Origin of the sequence: Limnobacter sp. 130, from assembly GCF_902506325.1 — a bacterium.
GTDB lineage: Bacteria > Pseudomonadota > Gammaproteobacteria > Burkholderiales > Burkholderiaceae_B > Limnobacter.
Window position 1 is genome coordinate 56,034 of record NZ_LR732330.1, and the last position, 20,654, is coordinate 76,687.

A 20,654-nucleotide genomic window follows, 5' to 3' on the forward strand; every position below is an offset into this window, starting at 1 on the left:
CCCACCATATGCCTTCAGGAACATACGCATGGCTGATGTAAAACGTTTCAACAATGTGAAAAGCAGTTTTCTGGTGTTGATCGTTGCATTCTGGCCGGGTTTTGCATCCAGTGAAGCGTCGCTGGACGTTCTGTTGAATCAGCCCGTACCCGAGCAGTCATACAGCACTGAAATTCAAAATGCACTATTGGCTCATTATTCAAGCTGGGCAGGTACTCGCCACAAGTTGGGCGGTACCGGTACAAATGGTGTCGACTGTTCCAGCTTTATTCAAGCACTGTTCGAGGACAAATTTAAGCTTCAATTGCCGCGCAGCTCGCGTGAGCAAATGACCATGGGCGAGCGAGTGGATATCGCTGATTTACGCACTGGTGACCTTCTGTTTTTTCGCACGGGTCCCACACGCCGACATGTGGGCGTTTACATGGGCAACGACCAATTCATGCATGTGTCCACACGCGCGGGTGTTGAAATAGCCAAGTTGCTCAGCCCCTATTGGCAGCGTCATTTTATTACCGCACGCCGTATTGGGTTGAACGGTTTTACACCTTCAAACTGAATGGTGTGAAGTTGGTTTTGTTGTCATAGTAGTCTTCATTTTCTGCTCGTTTTAATCGAGCGACTATCCAATACGTCAGCGGCGTAGCGAGTATCTCCCAACTGGTTTTAAGCACGTACTGGGTTAATGCCACCGTGATAATTTGATCGGTGGTCATGATTCCCCAGAATGCGATGGTGTAGAACAAGCTTGAATCAATGAATTCACCCACCACAGTGGAGCCAATGGTTCGTGTCCACAACCATTTGCCTTGGGTCCAGATTTTCATCTTGGCCAGCACAAAGCTGTTGATAAAACTGCCACTCCAGAATGCAATCAGCGAGGCCAGAACAATTCGCCATGTGTTGCCAAATACACTTTCAATGGCCGCTTGTTTGTCAACCCAGAAGGGTGCAGCAGGCAAGTTCACTACGGTAAACGCCATGAATGAGGCAAAGGCCAGCGCACCGAATCCTGCCCACACAGCCCTTCGGTCACGGCCATAACCATACACCTCGGTCAGGATGTCACCAAAAATATAGGAAATGGGAAAGAACAACACGCCTGCCGCAAAGGTGACCGTGCCGACCATGGGCAGGTTCAATTCGGCAATTTTTGCAGGCCCAATCAGGTTGGAGCACAGCAGCACGGCCACAAAAGCGACCAGGACAAACTCATAGTATTTATATTGGCGCATCCAAAACTGGCTCAAATGGTTAGTGTGATTAATGTGTTTGTTGAGTGTATCGCGTAGTCATTGTGCTTATTGTAGTAATGAATATCGCACCCTATACTCAAACAGTAATAATTTTTGTTTAATGTTTTAGTGTCAACTGCAGTGAGGATGGGAAAATGAACAGTTTAAGGAAGGCGACAAACCCGAACAAGAACAATAAGTTTACTAAGAAAATTCTGACAGGTAGCCTTTTGGCAGTCCTGAGCGTGGCGGCATTTGCCTCTAGCCATCGCGAAGCGCCCTCAATTACCACCACACCAAAAGCAGATGGAACTGACTTTTACATGTTCCGAAGCTACGAGACGAACCGGTCTGATTTCATTACCGTGATCGCGAATTATCAACCGTTGCAAGACGGTTATGGCGGTCCGAATTACTTCTCGATGGATCCCAATGCCCTGTATGAAATTCACATCGACAACGATGGCGATGCGCAGGAAGAAATCACTTTTCAGTTTAATTTCAAGAATACGCTGCGAGATATTCAGCTGCCAATTGGCACCACCAATCCGCCATCGGTTAGCATTCCCTTGATTCAGGCCGGAACGGTGTCTGCTTTGTCAGATCCAAACCTGAATTTAACCGAAAGCTATACCATGACCGTGGTTCGCGATGGTCGCCGCAATAGCAACCGTACATTGGCTGCCAAAACCAGCGGAGGCAGTACCACGCTGGAAAAACCAGTGGATTATATTGGTGAAAAAACGCTGGGTGATGCCGCGGCTTACCAGACCTATGCAAATCAACATATTCACACTGTGAGCATTCCGGGTTGTGCAAGCGGCACTAATCAGGCACGTGTGTTTGTAGGTCAGCGCCAGGAAGGTTTTGCGGTTAATCTGGGCACAATCTTCGACCTTGTAAACGCGCCGGCAGAGGTTATTGGCAACAGGGCTATGTTTGCAAACGAAGCCGCAGCCAATTCAATTCAAGACAAAAACGTCACCAGTATTGCTTTGGAAATTCACAAAGATTGTTTGGCACCAAGTACAGAGAAGGTGATTGGTGGTTGGACCACAGCCAGCGTGCGTCAGGTTCAAATTGGCGACGGCGTTCCAGGGCAAGGCCACCAGAAAGCTGAAAAAGTAGGTGGTGCATGGGTTCAGGTTTCACGCTTGGGCATGCCTTTGGTCAACGAGGTTGTAATCGGTTTGAAAGACAAAGACCGGTTCAATGCATCCAAGCCAAGTGGCGATGGTCAATTCTTGACCTATGTTTCGAACCCTACCTTGCCTCAGTTGATAAGCATGGTTGTGCCTGGTCTTGAAAACACAGCCCCCATAAACTTTCCTCGTACCGATCTGCTCAATGTTTTTCTTGCTGGTATTCAAGGTGTGAACCGGCCTGCGAATGTGACGCTTTCGGAAATGTTGCGGTTGAACACCACGATTGCCCCCAAGCCATTTGCTGAACAGCAGACTCTCGGTGTACTCGCCGGCGACTTGGCAGGCTTTCCAAATGGCCGCAGACCGAAAGACGATGTGGTTGATGTGGCGCTAGTTGCGGTGATGGGCGGTTTGTGCGTAGCCAATGGTGCAAATAACGGGTTTGGGCTAAACACTGTGCCTGGAACAACCTTGAGTTCAGCTTGTAATCCAGATAGTGTGCCTTTGGGTGATACCTCGCTGCAGGTGCATGATGCTGTTGATCAAGCACAAGTGCCATTTCTCAATGTATTTCCGTACTTGAATACACCAATTCCTGGTGCGGTTAACTAATGTATGAGCCCAAGGAGGAATCATGAATCTGAAAAACAAACTTGGACTTAGTGCGAGCGGAGCATTAATTCTTGCGCTTGCTGCATGTGGTGGTGGAGACGGTTCACCGTTTAACCTGGGCAGCGCCAGTAGCGATGGCAGTATCAGTTCCACAGAAGCAGGCACACTGGTTGGTAGCAGCACGGAAACCGGGGAACCTGATGATGTCAGCAATTTGATGCTGGCAACTTCCGAGACAGACGAGCCGTTTGATCTGCCTGACTAACCGAAAGTTAATGTACTGTATGGAAAATCCTGTGACTCACAAGGTTGCAGGATTTTTTTTGCTTAGTTAAACGTTCAATATGCTGTTACGGAAACCCGAATGAAAACCAAATCTGTTCTTGCTGTTTGTTGCTTGCTGATCTTTGGCAGTGCGTGGAGCCATGGCATTCACTTTGACAATCAGGAGCTTGATGAGATCTCGGTGACAGAAAATATCGAAGCTGTTCATACTTTGGGCGGCATCACAAGCTCACAGGGAATTTTGGGGCAGCAACGTTTGGCCAATCAAAACCCTGCCAGGTCTTCCGATGTGCTTGAAGCGGTGCCCGGATTGAATGTCACGCAACATTCCGGTGGGGGCAAGGCCAACCAATATTTTCTTCGCGGATTCAGCCTTGATCACGGCACTGATTTGTCCATTAATTTTCTTGGTGCGCCACTGAACTTGCCTGGGCATGCACACGGTCAAGGTTATGCAGATTCCAATATGATCATTCCTGAACTTCTGTCCAGGATTGAATATCGCAAGGGGCCTTACTTTGCGCAAGATGGTGATTTCAGTTCTGCGGGCTCATTGAATATCGATTACGTCAGCGAGTTGAAAAAAGGATTGGCCTCGTTGTCAGTCGGTGAGTTTGGCTATCGGCGTGGACTGTTGGCCAATTCAACAACATGGAATGATGAACAAACCAAGTTGCTGTATGCCCTCGAAGTGACCGAAAATGACGGTCCCTGGGAAGTGGCTGAAAACCAGTACAAATACAATATGCTGCTCAAGTTGAGTCATCAAATTGACGCCAGCAAGAAATTTGAAGTGCAATACTCCGGATACGAATCACAATGGACATCGACCGATCACATTCCAGTCGAGGCAGTGGAACGTGGCTTGGTCAATCGCTTCGGTAGTCTGGATCCAACAGCCGGTGGATTTACCCAACGGCATGCGGTTTCCGGTAACTTCACCACGGTTTGGGACCAGTCGATCACACAAGTTCGCGCATTCCTTGCGGATTACAAGCTCGATCTGTTTAGCGACTTCACTTACGGCCTTCGCGACAACTCAGTGTTTGGTCGGCCAGGTGTCAGGTCAGATCAATTCAATCAATTCGATAGTCGAACCACCTATGGTGGTGGCGTAACGCACACCATTTTCGAGAACCTCACGTTCATGCGTTCTCAGCTTGCAATGGGCCTTGATTATCGCGTTGATGATGTGAATCCGGCGGGTCTATATGAATCCATTGCACGTGAACGTTTGGCCACGCGTAACCAAGATAACTTTGAGCAGCAAAATCTTGGCTTGTTCGTTTCTCAGCAATTGCAGCCTGTACCGTGGTTGAAATTGACAGGTGGCTTGCGATACGACAGCTTTGATGTTGATTTGAATGGTGAGTTTGATGACGATGAAGACCCTGGTACGCCCAATACACAGCGTTCAGGTTCCCGCAGTGATTCTCAGGTCAGCCCGAAATTTACAGCCAGCGTGAAGCCCTTTGCGCACAACACCGAGTTGTTTTTTGCGGCAGGCCGTGGTTTTCACAGCAATGATCCCCGTGGCTTGTTCACAGCGAATCCGGTTGATTACCTGGTAAAAACCAAAGGCTCTGAGTTGGGGATTAAATCCACCAACGCCAGCAAAAACCTGAGCGCATCAGCCACTTTGTTTCAACTGGAAAGTGATTCAGAACTTGTATTTGTGGGCGACGCCGGCACCACTGAGCCAAATGGTGCAACAAAACGAAATGGACTGGAGTTGATTGCAAGTTACTTCAACAAAACGGGATTTGAAATTGATGGTTTTGTCACGCTGGTGGATGCACGGTTTGTGAATGTGACCGACAACGGAATTCCGAACGCAATTGAGGAGTCCGCCGCGGTGTCATTGAGTCAAACCTGGGGTGATCTCAAGCTTGGTTACAAGTTCAAGTATGTGGGTAGCGCCCCATTGACTGAAGACCGGAGCATTCAATCGGACTCAGTCATTAATTCAGACCTGTTCGCTAACTTCAGGCTGAACAAAGACCTGAGCCTGAACCTTTCAATCTTCAATCTTTTTGATCGGGAAAACAGCGATATTCAGTATGCTCAGGAATATTTTCTGGCTGGCAATGCTGCATTTGGAAAAACATTCCACCCCGCATTGCCAAGACATATTCGCCTGACAGCGAGTTTGCAATTCTAGAAAAGTTGCCTGGCAATTTGCTTATTGGGGCTCCAGAATGACAGAGAGAAACTGGCTTTTGTAGCCTGTGCCGTTTTGTTCGGTGATCAGTGTTCTTAACAGCGCTTTTGATGTGGGTTGCAAGATCAATTTGACTTTGCCTTCAGCGTCGGTGTTGCTCCACAGGGTAATCGGAGTTTCCGGGTACTCAAGGCCCACCGGCAGGTTGGGTACAGGCTCACCATTTTTGTACACATAAATCGTTTTTGGATCGTCGGGCTTGCTCACAAACTGTGCAATGTCCTTGTTGTACAGCGGATCGCCAACCAGTACTGGCTTGATTTGTGCAAGTTTGAAATACACTTCCTCAAACTTCTGCTTGGCGCGTACCTGATCGATCAGTGTTTTGCTCACTTTGTTTTCGGAAAAGTGCTGAACCCCTTGGGCTGGCGTCAGTTCGATCAAAGTGGTTTTAAGTTGGGCAACACAATTGGCTGGTTTTTTTGGGTAAACATAGCGAATACTTTGCGCATCAAACCCAAGCTCGAACAATTCGCCCACCACGGTTGTGCAACGAATCGTTTGAACGTATTCGCCTTTCACCGTGATTTCCTTTGCGGGGAAATTGTGCCCGGTAGACAATCCGAGGCTTTGCTCGCCTGCCTCAATCCAGGTTAAGTGGGCCATGGCTGGAGCAGTGGTACTAATAAAGAACAGGGCAATTAATTTCTTCAACATAACAACTTTGGTGCCGCAGGTTAGAATCATTTAACAGTACTACACATCGGAATGACAATGGCAAAAACCTCAATCCCGGAACCCAAAGATTTGGCTTCGCAACTGCTTGAGGCCGAAGTTGCTTTCTGGCTTCAGAACCTGAAAGGTAAAAAGTTTCAGGCTTTGCTTGCCGACGAAGTGACCCATATCCTGGGAAGGTTTGAATACATTCGCCTGCGCGATGCTGTGGATGAAAACAAGGTCAAGGCCACTGCGCAACGTTATGCCGTGGAAATGGAAATTGGTGGTGCCATTCCCGAGTTGTTTGGTGAAATTGCCAATCGCATTTTTGAATTTCCAGCCAGCCAGACCACAAAGATTGGCGAGGTGGTGTCCGACTCAATCGCGACAGAATTCATCGAGAAAATATTTGAGCAAGACGGTGTGCTTGATCATGCTGTCACCAACATCAGAAACAGCACGCCATTTCGGCATTTTTTGTCAGACGTCATTTTCACCGTGCTCAAAGGCTATGTATTTGAGCAAAACAACCTGATGAAATTTTCGACGGTGGCCAGCAGCACACGCAAAGTGCGGGAGTGGCTCAGCTCCAAAGCGCCCGATTTGTCAGAAGGTCTTGAAGACCGAGTGCGCAACCTGATGGAAAGTGGCGTCAAAGGTTCGCTCGAAATGGTGGATGAAACCCTGGACAACGAGCAATACCGTGAAACAGCCATGAACAGCGCTTTGGCTTTTTGGGATGTGGTGCGCGAGTGGCCGTTGACCGCGTATCGCGATTACCTGACCGAGCAAGACTTCCAGGAGTTCATGGTGCTGGGCTATGAGTTCTGGCTTGAATTCCGCAACACCGAGTACTTGAAGTCGTGCATTGATTTGGGTGTCGACTTTTTCTTTGAGAAGTATGGCGACCAGTCGCTACAAGCTCTGTTGGACGACATCGGGATCACCCATGAAATGATCACGGGCGAACTGGACAATTACATTCCGGACCTGGCTGCCTTGATGATCAAGGAAGGGGTTGCGGAAAGTTTCCTGCGTCGCAATTTGCTGCGTTTTTACAGCAGCAAGAAGGTGCAAGACCTTCTTGCCTGATCGATGGTTTTAAAGGTTACCTGTACTGGTGCCTGCTGGCAGATTCAATACCTTGCCGTTGCTGAAATTCAGTACCACGGGACCATCTGACACGACAGTGTAGGCTGCGCCGTTTTGCAGGCAGCTAGCCGCCGTGTCAATTCTCATTGATGTCACATTGGTCAAATTGGCTGTGAGGCGATTTTCATTGGCTGCCTGCACTGGCATACCCATCAACCTGCGGAAAGTCTGGATGAAAGGTACTGGCCCATTGCCAGCCGTTTGCCCGTTCTCGAAAGTGCTGGTGCTTCGTGCACAGGCAAAGCTTTCTACGTCTATGACAATGTCGCCTTCGGCACGGCCCTTGATACGGCTTAGCCAATAGGCTTTGTCATGCTTGATGTCGTATTCCGGGTATGCAAATGCTTCATTGGTTTTGTACGTAATTCGGCCATGGTTCTTCACGCGGGTCAGGTTGCGTGTGAACTCGGCTTCTTTGCCCCATTCATCGAGTGCAATCAGGGTCAGGTGTTCAGCCACCAGGTGCATGTAAAACTCGTATAACACACCGTCAGTCTGGCCCAGTTTCAAGGCCCAATCCAATCCGGTATTCACTTGCACCAGCTCGTCCAGCGCGCCATAAGAATGCGTGCCAGGAATGTGGCGTAAATTGCCCAGATAATTGCTGATGTTGCCAACGCCACCGATGGTGCTACTCAAGGGAAAGGCGAAGGGTAGGGTACTTGTTAACGCCTGTTCGCCCTGAATCAATGCTTCTCCAATCAGTGGCGTGTTTAAAATGCTGCCGGTGAAGCCCACCCAGTTACTCAAGCCGGCAAAGCGGTCTGGGTACAGCGCGGCCAAACGCGTGGAACCATATCCACCCATGGAGTAGCCGCCCACCAGAACCCGGTCTTCGTCGATGTTGAATGTGTTCAGGGCGTCGTCCAGTACATCGAGCACATCGCGTTCAGACAAGCCTGAATAGAAACCATATGGGCCGCGGCCCAAGGGCGAGATCAACACGCGATCGAGTTGATCGCCAAATTGCGCCTGCATTCCGGGTTGATTAATTTGGCTGGCGTGATTGGCTTCACAACCGTGCATGATCATTTGCAGGCTGCGTTGATCGTCAAAATTACCGCCTGCAGGAATGTACACACCATAGGGTTGGTACTTGCCGACAAAGTGGAAGTACTGGCCGCAGAACATGCTGTCGGTTTCAGGGCTGCTGGCCTCGGCCTGCAACACCATGCCTTCTCCGGTGGAATTCGGTGCCGTGTACTTTGAGGTATAAACCCGTTGTCTGAAGCCTGCATCGACCACCGCCTTTTCGGTGTTGCCCGCTGTCAGTTTGCGGCTGTCGATTTGTGCAAAAAATTGGCTTATGTCGCCTGCACCCAGTGCGGCTGCCTGCTTGTCTTCCCACCAGTTGCCTTTGCCGGGCAAAAGCTGCGAGGGTATGGTGCCTTCAGCACCAGCCTCTTCTTCATGCCCTCGAAATGCCACGTTCATGACTTCGCCACTGCTTTGCGCTGTCACCGCCCACATTTTGAACTTGCCGTTGGCTGGGGCAGGGAATGTACCAGTGATCAAATTGCTATCGGGGTTGCCCGTGTTGAATTCGTAAGTGATGTCGGCACCCTGCACAGCCAAACCCAACAGACTTTCTGATCCCGTGGCGGGGTTGTTGTCGGTATCAAGTGCAATCGCAGCAATGGTTTGACCTGCTTCATAAAGTGCATTCAACTCAAACGTGGCTGTGTAGGTATTGCCTTGACGACTCACTCTTAGTACTACCAGATCGGCTGTGCTTTCCGCGCCAACCGGATAGCGAGAGTCGCCCGCTGTGGGAGAGAGCAGGCCAGGTGTATTGGCAAACGGATTCTCATTTTGGCCTGAACGACTGGCCAGGTTCAGCAACGTGGGGCTTGGGGACAGCAAGCCTGTGTCTGCGCCGTAATCATCGTAGACATAATCCCGATACACCAGCACGCCATTGCACACTTCGGTCACCCCACCAAACCACGATTGCTCATTGCATTGTTCGGTTTCTTGTGGGTTTACGGGCGTTCCAGTACTGCTGTTGTTCGCAACAGTTGTGTCGTCTCCGCCGCAGGCTGCGAGCAGCAAAGCGAGTGTTAGCGAAATCAGTTTTTTGGGGGAATTACAAGGCACGGTAAAAGTCCATTTTTACATTGGGTACGATGAACTTTTACTTCGGTAAAGTACTGATGGATTCAAATAAAACTTAATTGCTGCTGGCCAGAATCTGGAAGTCTTTCGCCCAGCCCGCCGCGCGGTCGGCTGCGTTATTGCGTTGCTCGGGCGTGGCCGAATTAAGCACATCCACAATCAGCGCAATTGTGGTCTTTTGCCGTTGTTCACTTTCCTGTTTGTCGCTTGGGCTGGAAGGGGTTTGCCAAGCGTTGAGCAATCGCGCAATCTCGCGGCTTAAGGTGGCCTGGTCAATTTGACGGTTCGCTGCTGTGTTCACCAAATCCATGAATTGCTGCTGTCGCTCCAACCTGTTTTCGTAGCGCGATTCGGCCCAACGTGTTTCAGTTCGTGCCCAAGCTTCAATCTGTTTCAGTTGCACAGGGTTTAATGTGCCCAGCCAACGCTCGAATCGTTCAGTCATGCGCTCAATGGACTCGTTGACCCGTTTTTCTGCGTTTTGCATCAAACGTTCTTCGCGGTATTCCACATTGGATTTGTTAAGCGCTTGCTGAATATCCCGAATTTGATTGGGCCACAAGCCCAACATGTTTTTTGCAATGACTGGGGCCGCCTCGTTGGCAGTGCGGCGCAGGGAGGCCCGGATTGCCTGGTTTAAGGCCTGCACTTGTGCGGCATTGACAGGTGTTACCACGCCATTGCGTGCCGCCAAAGCCTGGCGAGCTGTTTGCAATTCATTGGCCAACACCGGCAGTTCGGCATTGCGGTGCCATTCAACAATGTTGTTCAGACTTGTTTTGAGTAAAGCGGATTGTTCAGAATCGAAATCGACTTTGTTGGTCAGGTAAGTGTGCGCAAAAGTGGCCGAGTTGTTGTAACCCAGTTTGATTGCACTGCATGCTGCAAGCAAGCTCAGGCAGGCCATGAGTAAAAAGGTTCGGGTTCGAATTGCCGGTTTCATCACGAATTCTGGGCACTCAAAAAGTTAAAACTGTGTGTTTATGACCCAGTGAGCCAGCATTCGTTCACTGTGCGTTGAAACGATGCGCCCACTCAGGCAACGGATCCACAAATTGATTCAGTACTCCACCGTGGATACGCAGTATTTTTCGGAACGGTTCCTGGGCACTGGAGTTGTCGAGCACCCAAACATCGTCGCACAGCGGCAGGGCATTCAACACATTGTCAACGGTTCTCGGAATTCGTGCTTCAATTTTGTCTTCAGGCACTGCATGCCCGCCAGTTTCAATGCGCTGGTGCACTCGGGCCTTGTTCAAATTGCTTTGTTCAAGGTGAACAAACACCATCACCACCTGGTAGCCCAAGGCTTTGGCCTTGGCTACAAAATCAATTTTGGAGGGGTGAGAGAACACCGTTTCAAAGCAAAAGTTTTTGCCTTGTTCAAGCAAGCTGTTTCTCAGGTTTTCGGCGATTTTCGCCGCCTCGTAGCTGTGTTCTTCAGGTGCTTGCGAGAAGACATCGCGCGCAATATTGTCGGCATTAATGAATGGCATGCCCAGGGGTTCAAGCTGGGTTCGGTAAAAAGTGGTTTTTCCTGCGCCATTGCCGCCCACCAGCAGCCACAGTTGTTTCATGCCAATTTGAGTGGTGTGAACACGCCGTTGTCGAACTGACCCAGCCTGATTTTGCCCTTGGCATCAATTTGTTCCAGCATGCCCGGGTGTGTGGTGCTGGCTTGGTAGCGCACCTTGTGCTGGCTAACCTCGCTTTTCAATTCACCGGTGCTGCGTTTCATGTCCAAATTGCCAAACACCCAGTCTGCGCTTACGGGTGGCGCATTGACCTGCTCCAGCTTAACGCGCAACAGGCCAGCCTTGATTTGCAACAGGGTTTCCGGGTCGAGCAGGCTTTCAACTTTTTGACCAATGCTGGCCCAATATTCAATTTGCTCGGCTGCACTGCGGTGGTGTAGTTTACCCAGCACGGCAGCGTTGCTCATCAAATCAGACTGAATTCGAATGGGTGAAGAGGCTTTGGCCATGGTGTACTTCCTTGATTCAATACCTGTGAACGCTTTAATTGTAGCAAAATGCTACAAAATTGGCAATTCACAGGGAAATATCCAATCAAAGGTTCCTGAGTACAAATTCCTTGATGGCTTGTGCACAGGGGTAGGGCGTTTCAATCATGGGCAAGTGACCCACGCCATCGAACAAACACATTTCTGATCGTTTAATCAGGCGCTCAAACTCGTAGGCACAGCTGATGTGGAGTACATCGTCCTCTTTGCCCCACATGACCAAGGTCGGCGCTGAAATATCCTCAAATGTGGTCTTGGTGTAATCGGGGCGACGGCTGAGCATTTCTTGAAACAGAAAGCCGTTGACGTCCCTTCGATGAATCAATTCAGTGGCAGAAAAAAAGGCAGCCGATGCGGCCAGTGCCCTGTTGTGAAAGACCAGGTCGGTCAGTTTCATGACATCCATCGGCGCACGCGGTACAAGCCGGTTTTTGCCGCGCAACACTTCGCGGATGAAGTCGGTTTCCTCGGTGCCCGGCAAGCCCAAGGCATCCATTAGCACCAGGCTGGTGACCATTTCAGGAAAGCGGGCAGCCAGAAGGCCGGCCAAGGCGCCGCCCATGGAATTGCCCACCACGTTGACTTTGTGTACGCCAATTTCAGTGAGCCAGTCGTGCAGGCGTTCGGTTTGGTCCTCTAGACCATAATTGCGATCCGGGTTAAAGCCGCTTTCACCCCAACCTGGAAGGTCGGGGATCAAAATGCGAAACTGTCCTGCGAAAAATGGCAGCAATGGCAGCCAGTGTTCTTTCGCGGCAGCAAAGCCATGCATCAGCAACAGGGCAGGGCTGCTTTCCTGGCCAATTTCCAGCCAAACCAGTTTGTCTCTACCCACACCAATGCGTTTGCGGTGCACGCCCACCAAACCGCCATACCAAGGGTTTAAACGTGTAAAGCTGAACAGTTTGGGCCGCCAGTCCCTCAGCTTTTCAGGGTCTATTTCCGGCGCGTGGCGCAGAAAAGCTTCACCGACGTGATCAAAGTATTGATCAACCAGTTTTGCGCCTTCGCTAATGGGTGTTACTTCTTTGCCTTTGGACTTGCGGACAGGTTTGGCCAAGTTGAACCTTCTATTTTTAGTATTGATACATGCTTACCAAAGCATACTTCGAAATAATCATTGTCTTTGTTATTGTCTTCATCATTCGGGGCTTGGCTTACACTGTCCTTGCAAGCCAGCCCGATATTTTTGAGTACTCCTTCAGCTTGTGTCAGGTAGCCGACATATTTCATTTCCAATACAAGTCATCTAGTAAGCCTGCTCGGTCACTTGCTCAATCCTTTCTGGTCATTTGGCAGTACAAGCCTTAACAACAAGGCATAGGTGGCGGGATGAAGCGGCGTGATGTATTGAAAGCAATGGCAGCAACTGGCCTTGTAGGTTGTGGCGGGGACAATGTACTCACCAACAGCCCTGGCGGGCCGGTCGATCCCTCTGAACCCGGGCCGGGCGCGGGTTCGCCTATCGCCAGCAATGAATTCGAACAGGCTTTGCCGCAACCAGGTTTCGAGCCTGCAGGGTTTGACTTTCCCATGGTGTTGGCCATGCCTTTTGCGCACGGTGTGGCCAGTGGAGACCCCTTGGCTGACCGGGTTATTTTGTGGACCCGAATCACCTTGCCGGAATACCCGGTACAGGGTGTGCAGGTACGCTGGCTGGTCAGTACCACACCCGACATGAACAACGTGATACGGCGCGGCACGCAACGCGTGGTGGCGGAAAATGATTACACCCTGAAAGTGGATGCACAGGGTTTGCAGCCTGCCACCACTTACTACTATCAATTTGTAACCGGGCCTCACAGCAGCATTGTGGGCCGCACGCGCACTGCGCCCGCAGACATGGTGTCGGCGATTCGACTGGCCGTGGTGTCGTGTTCCAGTTACTGGTCAAGCACCTGGAGTGGTTATGGGGCGATTGCGCAACGTGACGATCTGGATTTGGTCATTCACTGTGGCGATTACATTTATGATTTTGTGGACGAAGACGAACAGGTTCGGGCGCGCAGAAACATTGAAGACACAGCCTATGTGGATTATCGCGACTGGTTGAATATTGACGAATGCCGCCGACGTTATGCGCTGTTTCGTTCAGACCCCAATTTGATGGCGGCGCACCAGCAACACCCGTGGTTTATTACCTGGGACAACCACGACATTGATCCGGGGTTTGGCAACGAATTGCCCACCACCTTGCCTGAAGGTGTCGAGTCCACTTGCACTTTGCAAGACACCACGCGCGCTTTTTGGGAATGGACCCCTTCTCGTCCAGTGAAGGCCGATGGCAGCGGTGAATTTATTTTCTACCCCGACACAGAATACCCATCGCCGGTTGATCCTTTGTTGGTATACCGAAGTTTGAACTACGGCCCGCTGGCCAGTATTCGCGCCTTGGATACCCAAAGCTATTTACCCGCCTATGGACTGGAGGCAGATGCCTCACACCTGCCCGAAGGCACGCCGACCTTGTTTGGCAAACCCCAATTTGACTGGTTGCTTTCACAATTGCGAAAAGATGAAAGCGATGGTGTGCTGTGGAAAGTGTTGAATAACCAAACCTGGATTGCACCGTGGGTGGTGCCCAATGTGGTGGGGTCGCCTGTGATGCCTTTGCCTGTTCGCTGGAACGATTACAACGCCGAGCGAAATTTGCTGATTTCGCAATTGCGTGGTGGTGCAGAAGTGCCCACGGTGAATGGTACGGTGTTTGTTTCCGGTGACATGCATGGCAACTGGATCAGCGATGTGGTGGAAGATGATCAGACTGCCGTGTTGAACGAATACCAGGTTGCACCCCCAGCGCCCACCTTGCGACAGGGCACATCGCCAGAAAATATTGCGGCAGGTTTTCAGCGGGCAGCCACCGCCAATTTGCCAGGTGTGAATTTACGCGCGGCTTCAGCTGCTGTTGAGTTTGCGCCTTCTTCAATGGGGCGAGGCGGTGCCGATGAACTTGTGGCCAACGCATTGCAGGGCAGCCCGTTTGCTGTGCATGTGGCAGCCAGCCGTGCAATTGAAACGGCCACCATGCTGGGCAACAAGCATGTTCAATTCATGGAGTGGGTTGAACACGGTTATGGCATTGTGCAACTGGACCAAGACAAAGCCGTGTTTGAATGCTGGTGGCAAAACAAGCTGCAAGACAACGCGCCCGATGTATTGGGTGTGCAAATGGTGAGTTTTGCGAACGATGAGCCCACACGCTTGCCAACGCCCCGATTTAAAAACCAGGTCGATTCAGTCACCCTGCATGGCATGCCCGTTCAGCCCAGCAGCAGTTCACGCACTGCGCCATTGGCGCCCATGTCCGCACAAGTGCTGGCGCGTTAACTTGAATGCAGCAGCAACTGAAGCAGGTTGATAATTAATAAGACAACCGCGATGACCTGCCACAGCACCACCGGGTTTTTTTCAATCAGTGGTTGCCTGGCCACGCTGGCTTCCAGTTTGGTGTTGGGCACGGTCAGGTCTTGCAAAAATTCGCTAAGCGCATCGTAGCGGTAGCGGGGGTTGGGCTGTAGCGCTTTGCGCAAGCAGGCTTCAACCCACAAAGGTAAGTCACGGCGCGGGTGGTTGGCTGCAATGTAGCGCATGTCGCTGTAGCTTTTTAGCGTGACCTGTTTCACGGTTTTTTCTGCAAAGGGCAGGGCGCCTGTCAGCATTTCATACACCACCACAGCCAGTGAAAACAAATCGGATTTGAATGTGCCCACTTCACCCATCAGGTATTCGGGGGCCACATAATTCACGCTGCCTTGCGGCACTGATTTGTCCAGCGGTGAAATCAGCTCGTCTGCACCGGCAATCAGCACGGTACCGAAATCCAGAATTTTCACGCAACCTTCGGAATTGATCATGATGTTTTCAGGCTTGATGTCCTGGTGAACCATGTCGGCTCGCTGAAATGCACGAAGCCCCGCCACCACCTGCTTTATGATCCGCCGCACCGCGTCCATGCCGGGCTTGGGGTTGTCGTACATCCATTCCCGCAGGTTAATGCCCTCAATGTATTCGCCCAAATAGTACAAAAACTGTTTGGGGCGTTTGGGCACGTGGGTTCGCATGACATTCACGTGCTGAATACTTTGCCCCACCCATTCTTCGCGCACAAAACCGTTGAGGTACATCGCGTCTTCCGAGAAATTCAGCGACGGGGTTTTCAGGGTGAATTGCTCGCCACTTTCCGTGCAGCGCACGCGGTACATGTGGCTGCGTGTGCCACTGAAAATAATTTCCTGCACCTCGTAGCCATCAATTTTATTGCCCACCTGCAGCACAGGCGGTATGGGCAATTGCGTCAGCTTGCGGTGCACTTCGTCCAACGTTTCCTGGGGCAGGGCATCGACTGCCATTAACAACACGGTCAAGTTGTCATCGCTGCCCGCTTTCAAGGCAGCTTGCGCCATGTGCTTGGCCAGCAACTCCAGATCAGTGGTTCCGTGTTGGGCAATCAGGGCCAGTAGTTCGGGGCGCTTAAGCACACCATGAACACCGTCGGTACTCAGCAACACCAGGTCACCCACCTGCAAATCATGGGTGCTGTAGTCCAGCTCCAGGTGCCGGTCTGCACCCAATGCGCGCGACAGGTATTCCTGTCCGCGTTCAGTGCGCACATGGTCTTGTGTCAACCGTTCGATCGCATCCCCACGCACGTGATACACACGGGAATCGCCCACGTGAAAACAATGCAGGGTGTTCGATTTCAATACCACGGCAGAAAATGTGGTCAAAAGGCTGTCGTTGTGGCTGGCGCGGTTACTGTTTTGTTGATATATCCAGGCGTTCAGGCTGGAAATAATTTGCCGGGCCGACTTGTGAACACTCCAGGTGTAGGGCGTTGAAAAGTAATCATCGATGAAGCTGGTCACTGAAGTTTGACTGGCCACATGGGAGTCTGCACAACTGCTGACCCCATCGGCAATGGCTGCTGCTGCACCTTTCAGCAAATTCGATTCAGCATGCCCGCACAAGGCTGCAAACGCATCCTGATTCACAGGCTTTGCGCCTGCAATGGAGTAACCACCGAATCGAATCTGCAGTGAGGTGCTCACCTTTTTTAACCTACCTTGATCAATTCAACCGTACCGTCTTCCTTCACCTCGGCCATGTGACCTTGGGGTTCTTCCATGAATAACAGTGTAATGAAACCAAGCACAGCGGTCAGTGCAATCACGAAAAAGAAGGCCTGGTAACTGACAAACGACAGCACAGTGAGGTAAACCACCGCACCCACATTGCCATAGGCGCCTGTCATGCCGGCAATTTGACCGGTTAGGCGGCGCTTGATCAAAGGCACTGCTGCAAACACTGCACCTTCACCGGCCTGCACAAAGAAGGAACAGGCCATGGTGGTGATCACCGCAAGCCACAATGGCCAGCTGGCGTTGGTCAAGCCCATGAGGGCGTAGCCACCAGCCAACCCGGCGGTCAGAATAAGCAGTGTGCGTTTGCGGCCAAACTTGTCGCTGATCCAGCCGCCACCCGGGCGCGACATCAGGTTCATGAAGGCATACATGGAAGCCACCAGGCCCGCATACACTGGGCTTAACGAAAATGTTTCCAGATAGAACAACGGCAACATGGAGACCACAGCCAGTTCCGAACCGAATGTTGCGAAGTAAAGCACATTCAACACGGCCACTTGCTTGAATTTGTAACGGTGCAGTTCAGGTACAGGTGCCTTGAACACGTCGCTGTTTACCTTGTAGGCGGCGTAGCAGTCGTACACCAAAATCAGGATCAACGCGCCATAGATACCTGTTGCAGCAGCAGCCGAGAGCATGTTGACGCCTTCGGGCGACAGCTTCCATGTGAGCAAGGCGAGAGCGCCGTACATGGGCAATTTCATTAGCAGCATGAAGTAGAAATCGCTCACGCTGGTCACTTCCATACCACCGCTTTTCTTGGGCTTGAAGTAAGTGGAACCCTTGGGGGTATCGGATACATTGAAGTACCACAACACGCTAAACGCCAGGCACAGTGCGCCTGTGATTGCGATTGCATAGCGCCAGCCATCGGGGCCACCAAACATCAGGGCCATTGTGGGCAAGAGCATGGCCGCGCCAGCGGAACCAAAGTTGCCCCAGCCACCGTAAATGCCCTCGGCCGTGCCCAATTGGTGGGCCGGAAACCATTCACTGACCATGCGAATGCCGATCACGAACCCGGCACCAATGAAACCGAGTAAAAACCGTGAAATGGCGGCTTGCGCAAAATCAGTTGAAAAGGCAAACATGAAGCACGGAAATGCAGACACAAACAGCAAGACCGCATACACAATTCGGGGGCCAAATTTGTCGGTCAGCATGCCGATCAGTATTCGGGCTGGAATGGTCAGCGCCACGTTCAGAATCAGCAGGGTTTTAACCTGTTCCTTGCTCAGGCTCAGCGACTCGGCAATGGCACCGAGCATGGGGGCATGGTTGAACCAGACGAAAAATGTAATAAAAAATACCATCCAGCTCATGTGCAGAATTTTCATTTTTCCTGCAAAAGAAAACAGATTGAGTTTTGCGTGATCGTTCATGGCGCGTGCTCACTTTGAATTAAAAATAAAAAGCGCCCACCCTTGATACGAATCTGTCGATTGAATCAATAGGTGAGCGCCGTTGCCCGTTTTTGCTGCATTGAATTGTTGTTTCGCACTTAAAAAGTGCGGGCAATCCTCTCGAACAGTGCAAATTCCATCTTTGGAATGCATTTTGTCCGTATGCATGTTGCAATGCAGAAAACGTGCCAACTCAGCAACACTGAACCAAGGCGATCTGTTGTTGTCTATGAAATATCGATAAAATAAAGTGGGTTTTACCAGTAGCAACGTCAGCAGTGAAAGGTGATTCAAATGCGAATGTTTAGCGTGTCAACAAGTGTTGTGGTCGGGTCTGCATTGCTTTTGAGTGCGTGCGTGTCCATGTACAGCGTCCGACCCGTGGTGGCCGAGAATCAGATACCCGTTCAAAATCAGGGTTTCGAGTCGCTAAGCTCAAAGAAAAAGCACATGGTGCAAGTGGGTTCCGTTTACAACTCAATGCGGCAGTTTGACAATCCGCGCTTCAATGTCACTTTTGTCAATAACGGAAAATTTCCGGTCGAGTTTTCAACTGAAAACGTCACTGTGACCTTCAACGGTGAGCCAGCCGCTGTGGTCAGTTACGAGGCGCAAATCCAGGATGTACAGAATCGCTTGTCCTTCTATGGCATGCGAGCCCCCATTTTTTATTCGCCTTTTTATCACTCACCATTTCATCGTGGTTTTCATGGTGGCAGTGTGTTTTTGCACACCGACTTCAATGACCGTGTAGACGTTCAGCAGGCGTTTGCCGATTTTGAGCGGATTCAAAAGTACAGCTTGAAACCCAGGGTGGTTCGCCCTGGTGAGCAAACACAGGGCGAGATAATTGTGTCCAGAAAATTGTCGGCCAGCAGTGCGCAAGACATTACGGTGACTGTGCGTGTTGATGACGACACGCACAAATTTGATTTTGGTTACCTTCAAACAAACTGAGTTGAACCAGCTCACTGGAGTTCAGCGATTTTCCTGAACTCCTGAAGTTTGGTACGCAAAAACAGAATCATTGCCTCTCGGTCGTGTAGTTCAGCGCTCAGGTATTCAACCACAGTAGAAAGTTGTTCCACCTCGGCAGATCGTTTTTGTATCAACTCACTGGCACGCTCTTGCAGCTTGGCCAACTGCCTGCACAGGGCGTCATTTTCAATTAACAAAGTATCCATCGATTTGTTCATGCAGGCAGCGGCTTTCATGGTGCGATTCCTTTGTTGAATCAGTGCAGGGCGCCACCTGCAACAGGCCGGTTGTGGCTTTGCAGGGTGGGGTGCTCCAAAGCTTTTTTAATTCGTTGAATTTCGGCTTGCGCAAAGCCCATCATGCCCAGTAAATCCCGAAAGGCCTTGGCTTCAAAGCGCATGGTCATGTAGTGAAGGCACAGTGAGACCACCTCTGTTTCTTGACAGTAATAGACTGAGCCATTTTCACTACCGGCTAACCACTGGCCAAGTTGGGCGGTACAGTTTTCCTGCTGCATGAAGAACTCCCGTTTTATTCAAATGAGAATTCATCGTAAATGATAACTATTATCAATACAAGTGGTTTTTTGAGATTTTTAGTGCAGACGGTGTCTAGTTGATGCTCACCTTGCGAACAACTGTCAATTTGTTGCCGACGGGACTGTTTTGTTCACCCAGAATCCCTTTCTCGGTCACCAACAAATCGGTGTTTGAAAACAGGGGCGGTCGCCCCTGCATGACTTGAGACGTACCTGTTGAGAAGGTCAGTGGATTAAAACCATCCACTTGCTCGCCCAGGAAGTTAAGTTTGATGACCTGACCGGTGAAAAAGTAACTTACCGCGAAGCCATCGGAAAGAATTGAGAAATCATCGGGCAAACTTTCCAGTGTTGCCAACACCAAGGGCATACCAGCCGAACCGTCTTTTTGAATTGGCACCACATTCAAACGGCCCAAGTTGGGTATTTCAGAATCAGTGAAGTAAAGCAGGTTGCCACGGCGTTGAATACCATTTGGAAAACGACCAGCCAGGTCTAGCCAGGTGGTCTGGTTGTCAACTTTCAGCGGATTGTTGGCAGCCATTTTAAGCTTCACGATCTTCGGTGAAGGTAATCCCCCAGTGGCGATCGGACCATCTACTGCGTACAGTGTTTGGCCATCACCGCTGCTGGTAAGCCCGTTGGCCAAAGCCATGCTGTCGTAATTGAACACAGGTGCAATCAACGTCGGTGATTGATTCAGCGCCCCGGCCCACAGGGTGCCGTCACCGCAGTTGGCATACAGGGTGTTTCTGGCAATTGCCAAGCCAGTGAAATTGCAAGTCCCGTTCGATACCGTCTTGGCCACAAATTCATTGTTGGTTTTTACGACCTCGATCACGGACTGCCCACCGGATACAAACAGTCGCCCATCATTTGAGAAAATCATGTTCTCGGCATCGGGAACGGTCAGTAATTCTTGCAGGCTTGCACACGCGTTGTTAAAGCAAGGTGAGTTCTGTTCAAGTGACGATGCGGTGGTGCGTGTTGTCGGCCCAGCCACAGGCTCTTCACCCGTGCAGGCAACCAACGTAGGCAGCAACAGGAAAAGCGGACAGGCAAGCAAGGGGCGAATGCGCATACAAGAAACTCCAGATGAGATGAAACTTGTACTTTGTCGGCAAAAGTTTGGATGTAATAATGAAG

Annotated in this window: 19 protein-coding genes; 7 read left to right on the plus strand and 12 right to left on the minus strand. The window is 50.7% G+C overall.

Annotated features, from left to right (window positions below):
• Positions 1-28: 28 nt before the first annotated feature.
• Positions 29-559 carry an NlpC/P60 family protein gene (locus FRIGORI9N_RS09275; protein WP_159569992.1) on the plus strand — a complete coding sequence of 177 codons (531 nt, stop codon included), beginning with the start codon at positions 29-31 and terminating at the stop codon, positions 557-559.
• On the opposite strand, the gene FRIGORI9N_RS09280 is transcribed toward FRIGORI9N_RS09275, so the two are convergent.
• Positions 543-1,235, minus strand: a complete 693-nt coding sequence (locus FRIGORI9N_RS09280) for a queuosine precursor transporter (RefSeq protein WP_159569994.1) — start codon at positions 1,233-1,235, stop codon at positions 543-545. The two genes, FRIGORI9N_RS09275 and FRIGORI9N_RS09280, sit on opposite strands and share 17 nt — an antisense overlap.
• A gap of 155 nt (positions 1,236-1,390) precedes the next feature.
• Between FRIGORI9N_RS09280 and FRIGORI9N_RS09285 the strand changes: the two genes are divergently transcribed.
• From FRIGORI9N_RS09285 to FRIGORI9N_RS09295, 3 genes are all read left to right on the plus strand, one after another.
• Positions 1,391-2,992: a DUF4331 domain-containing protein gene (locus FRIGORI9N_RS09285; RefSeq protein ID WP_159569996.1), complete on the plus strand. Its 1,602-nt coding sequence runs from the start codon at positions 1,391-1,393 to the stop codon at positions 2,990-2,992.
• Between the two features lie 22 nt (positions 2,993-3,014).
• The gene (locus FRIGORI9N_RS09290; RefSeq protein WP_159569998.1) at positions 3,015-3,257 is read left to right on the plus strand and encodes a hypothetical protein; all 243 of its coding nucleotides are present in this window, start codon (positions 3,015-3,017) and stop codon (positions 3,255-3,257) included.
• A 99-nt stretch (positions 3,258-3,356) separates the two neighbouring features.
• Positions 3,357-5,438 (plus strand): TonB-dependent receptor, encoded by a 2,082-nt coding sequence (locus tag FRIGORI9N_RS09295; protein ID WP_159570000.1) that lies wholly within the window; start codon positions 3,357-3,359, stop codon positions 5,436-5,438.
• Positions 5,439-5,459: 21 nt separating this feature from the next.
• Here the strand turns inward: FRIGORI9N_RS09295 and FRIGORI9N_RS09300 are convergent, their stop codons facing one another.
• Positions 5,460-6,155 carry a hypothetical protein gene (locus tag FRIGORI9N_RS09300; protein ID WP_159570002.1) on the minus strand — a complete coding sequence of 232 codons (696 nt, stop codon included), beginning with the start codon at positions 6,153-6,155 and terminating at the stop codon, positions 5,460-5,462.
• Positions 6,156-6,212: 57 nt separating this feature from the next.
• Between FRIGORI9N_RS09300 and FRIGORI9N_RS09305 the strand changes: the two genes are divergently transcribed.
• Complete coding sequence (locus FRIGORI9N_RS09305) at positions 6,213-7,247, plus strand: hypothetical protein (protein WP_159570004.1); 1,035 nt, start codon at positions 6,213-6,215, stop codon at positions 7,245-7,247.
• 9 nt (positions 7,248-7,256) lie between these two features.
• Here the strand turns inward: FRIGORI9N_RS09305 and FRIGORI9N_RS09310 are convergent, their stop codons facing one another.
• The 5 genes from FRIGORI9N_RS09310 to FRIGORI9N_RS09330 form a co-directional block, all read right to left on the minus strand.
• On the minus strand, positions 7,257-9,404 hold the full coding sequence (locus FRIGORI9N_RS09310) for a hypothetical protein (protein ID WP_159570006.1): 2,148 nt from the start codon (positions 9,402-9,404) through the stop codon (positions 7,257-7,259).
• Positions 9,405-9,477: 73 nt separating this feature from the next.
• Entirely contained in the window at positions 9,478-10,365 is an 888-nt protein-coding gene (locus FRIGORI9N_RS09315) for a DUF6279 family lipoprotein (protein ID WP_159570008.1), read from the minus strand.
• A 64-nt stretch (positions 10,366-10,429) separates the two neighbouring features.
• Complete coding sequence (locus FRIGORI9N_RS09320) at positions 10,430-10,999, minus strand: AAA family ATPase (RefSeq protein ID WP_159570010.1); 570 nt, start codon at positions 10,997-10,999, stop codon at positions 10,430-10,432.
• A complete protein-coding gene (locus FRIGORI9N_RS09325; RefSeq protein ID WP_159570012.1) occupies positions 10,996-11,406 on the minus strand; it encodes a hypothetical protein in 411 nt (136 codons plus the stop codon). The genes FRIGORI9N_RS09320 and FRIGORI9N_RS09325 overlap by 4 nt, the downstream gene beginning before the upstream one ends.
• 85 nt (positions 11,407-11,491) lie before the next feature.
• Positions 11,492-12,505 carry an alpha/beta fold hydrolase gene (locus tag FRIGORI9N_RS09330; RefSeq protein WP_159570014.1) on the minus strand — a complete coding sequence of 338 codons (1,014 nt, stop codon included), beginning with the start codon at positions 12,503-12,505 and terminating at the stop codon, positions 11,492-11,494.
• Between the two features lie 272 nt (positions 12,506-12,777).
• Here FRIGORI9N_RS09330 and FRIGORI9N_RS09335 point away from each other — a divergent pair, with 272 nt between their 5' ends.
• Positions 12,778-14,775, plus strand: a complete 1,998-nt coding sequence (locus tag FRIGORI9N_RS09335) for an alkaline phosphatase (RefSeq protein ID WP_159570016.1) — start codon at positions 12,778-12,780, stop codon at positions 14,773-14,775.
• On the opposite strand, the gene FRIGORI9N_RS09340 is transcribed toward FRIGORI9N_RS09335, so the two are convergent.
• Both FRIGORI9N_RS09340 and FRIGORI9N_RS09345 read right to left on the minus strand, forming a co-directional pair.
• A complete protein-coding gene (locus FRIGORI9N_RS09340) occupies positions 14,772-16,496 on the minus strand; it encodes a bifunctional protein-serine/threonine kinase/phosphatase (protein WP_159570018.1) in 1,725 nt (574 codons plus the stop codon). The two genes, FRIGORI9N_RS09335 and FRIGORI9N_RS09340, sit on opposite strands and share 4 nt — an antisense overlap.
• A 5-nt stretch (positions 16,497-16,501) precedes the next feature.
• Positions 16,502-17,971, minus strand: a complete 1,470-nt coding sequence (locus FRIGORI9N_RS09345) for a NarK family nitrate/nitrite MFS transporter (protein ID WP_159570020.1) — start codon at positions 17,969-17,971, stop codon at positions 16,502-16,504.
• A 315-nt stretch (positions 17,972-18,286) separates the two neighbouring features.
• On the opposite strand from FRIGORI9N_RS09345, the gene FRIGORI9N_RS09350 reads away from it, so the two are divergent.
• On the plus strand, positions 18,287-18,949 hold the full coding sequence (locus FRIGORI9N_RS09350) for a hypothetical protein (RefSeq protein ID WP_159570022.1): 663 nt from the start codon (positions 18,287-18,289) through the stop codon (positions 18,947-18,949).
• An 11-nt stretch (positions 18,950-18,960) separates the two neighbouring features.
• On the opposite strand, the gene FRIGORI9N_RS09355 is transcribed toward FRIGORI9N_RS09350, so the two are convergent.
• The 3 genes from FRIGORI9N_RS09355 to FRIGORI9N_RS09365 form a co-directional block, all read right to left on the minus strand.
• Entirely contained in the window at positions 18,961-19,206 is a 246-nt protein-coding gene (locus tag FRIGORI9N_RS09355) for a hypothetical protein (RefSeq protein WP_159570024.1), read from the minus strand.
• 20 nt (positions 19,207-19,226) lie between these two features.
• Complete coding sequence (locus tag FRIGORI9N_RS09360; protein ID WP_159570026.1) at positions 19,227-19,487, minus strand: hypothetical protein; 261 nt, start codon at positions 19,485-19,487, stop codon at positions 19,227-19,229.
• 94 nt (positions 19,488-19,581) lie between these two features.
• Entirely contained in the window at positions 19,582-20,589 is a 1,008-nt protein-coding gene (locus FRIGORI9N_RS09365; RefSeq protein ID WP_159570028.1) for a hypothetical protein, read from the minus strand.
• Positions 20,590-20,654: the final 65 nt, after the last annotated feature.

Coding starts and splice junctions, on each gene's coding strand:
- FRIGORI9N_RS09325 (WP_159570012.1), bottom strand. CDS start 11,406: ATGGCCAAAGCCTCTTCACCCATTCGAATTCAGTCTGATTTGATGAGC.
- FRIGORI9N_RS09320 (WP_159570010.1), bottom strand. CDS start 10,999: ATGAAACAACTGTGGCTGCTGGTGGGCGGCAATGGCGCAGGAAAAACC.
- FRIGORI9N_RS09280 (WP_159569994.1), bottom strand. CDS start 1,235: ATGCGCCAATATAAATACTATGAGTTTGTCCTGGTCGCTTTTGTGGCC.
- FRIGORI9N_RS09360 (WP_159570026.1), bottom strand. CDS start 19,487: ATGCAGCAGGAAAACTGTACCGCCCAACTTGGCCAGTGGTTAGCCGGT.
- FRIGORI9N_RS09345 (WP_159570020.1), bottom strand. CDS start 17,971: ATGAACGATCACGCAAAACTCAATCTGTTTTCTTTTGCAGGAAAAATG.
- FRIGORI9N_RS09365 (WP_159570028.1), bottom strand. CDS start 20,589: ATGCGCATTCGCCCCTTGCTTGCCTGTCCGCTTTTCCTGTTGCTGCCT.
- FRIGORI9N_RS09335 (WP_159570016.1), top strand. CDS start 12,778: ATGAAGCGGCGTGATGTATTGAAAGCAATGGCAGCAACTGGCCTTGTA.
- FRIGORI9N_RS09350 (WP_159570022.1), top strand. CDS start 18,287: ATGCGAATGTTTAGCGTGTCAACAAGTGTTGTGGTCGGGTCTGCATTG.
- FRIGORI9N_RS09290 (WP_159569998.1), top strand. CDS start 3,015: ATGAATCTGAAAAACAAACTTGGACTTAGTGCGAGCGGAGCATTAATT.
- FRIGORI9N_RS09315 (WP_159570008.1), bottom strand. CDS start 10,365: ATGAAACCGGCAATTCGAACCCGAACCTTTTTACTCATGGCCTGCCTG.
- FRIGORI9N_RS09285 (WP_159569996.1), top strand. CDS start 1,391: ATGAACAGTTTAAGGAAGGCGACAAACCCGAACAAGAACAATAAGTTT.
- FRIGORI9N_RS09275 (WP_159569992.1), top strand. CDS start 29: ATGGCTGATGTAAAACGTTTCAACAATGTGAAAAGCAGTTTTCTGGTG.
- FRIGORI9N_RS09300 (WP_159570002.1), bottom strand. CDS start 6,155: ATGTTGAAGAAATTAATTGCCCTGTTCTTTATTAGTACCACTGCTCCA.
- FRIGORI9N_RS09305 (WP_159570004.1), top strand. CDS start 6,213: ATGGCAAAAACCTCAATCCCGGAACCCAAAGATTTGGCTTCGCAACTG.
- FRIGORI9N_RS09355 (WP_159570024.1), bottom strand. CDS start 19,206: ATGAAAGCCGCTGCCTGCATGAACAAATCGATGGATACTTTGTTAATT.
- FRIGORI9N_RS09295 (WP_159570000.1), top strand. CDS start 3,357: ATGAAAACCAAATCTGTTCTTGCTGTTTGTTGCTTGCTGATCTTTGGC.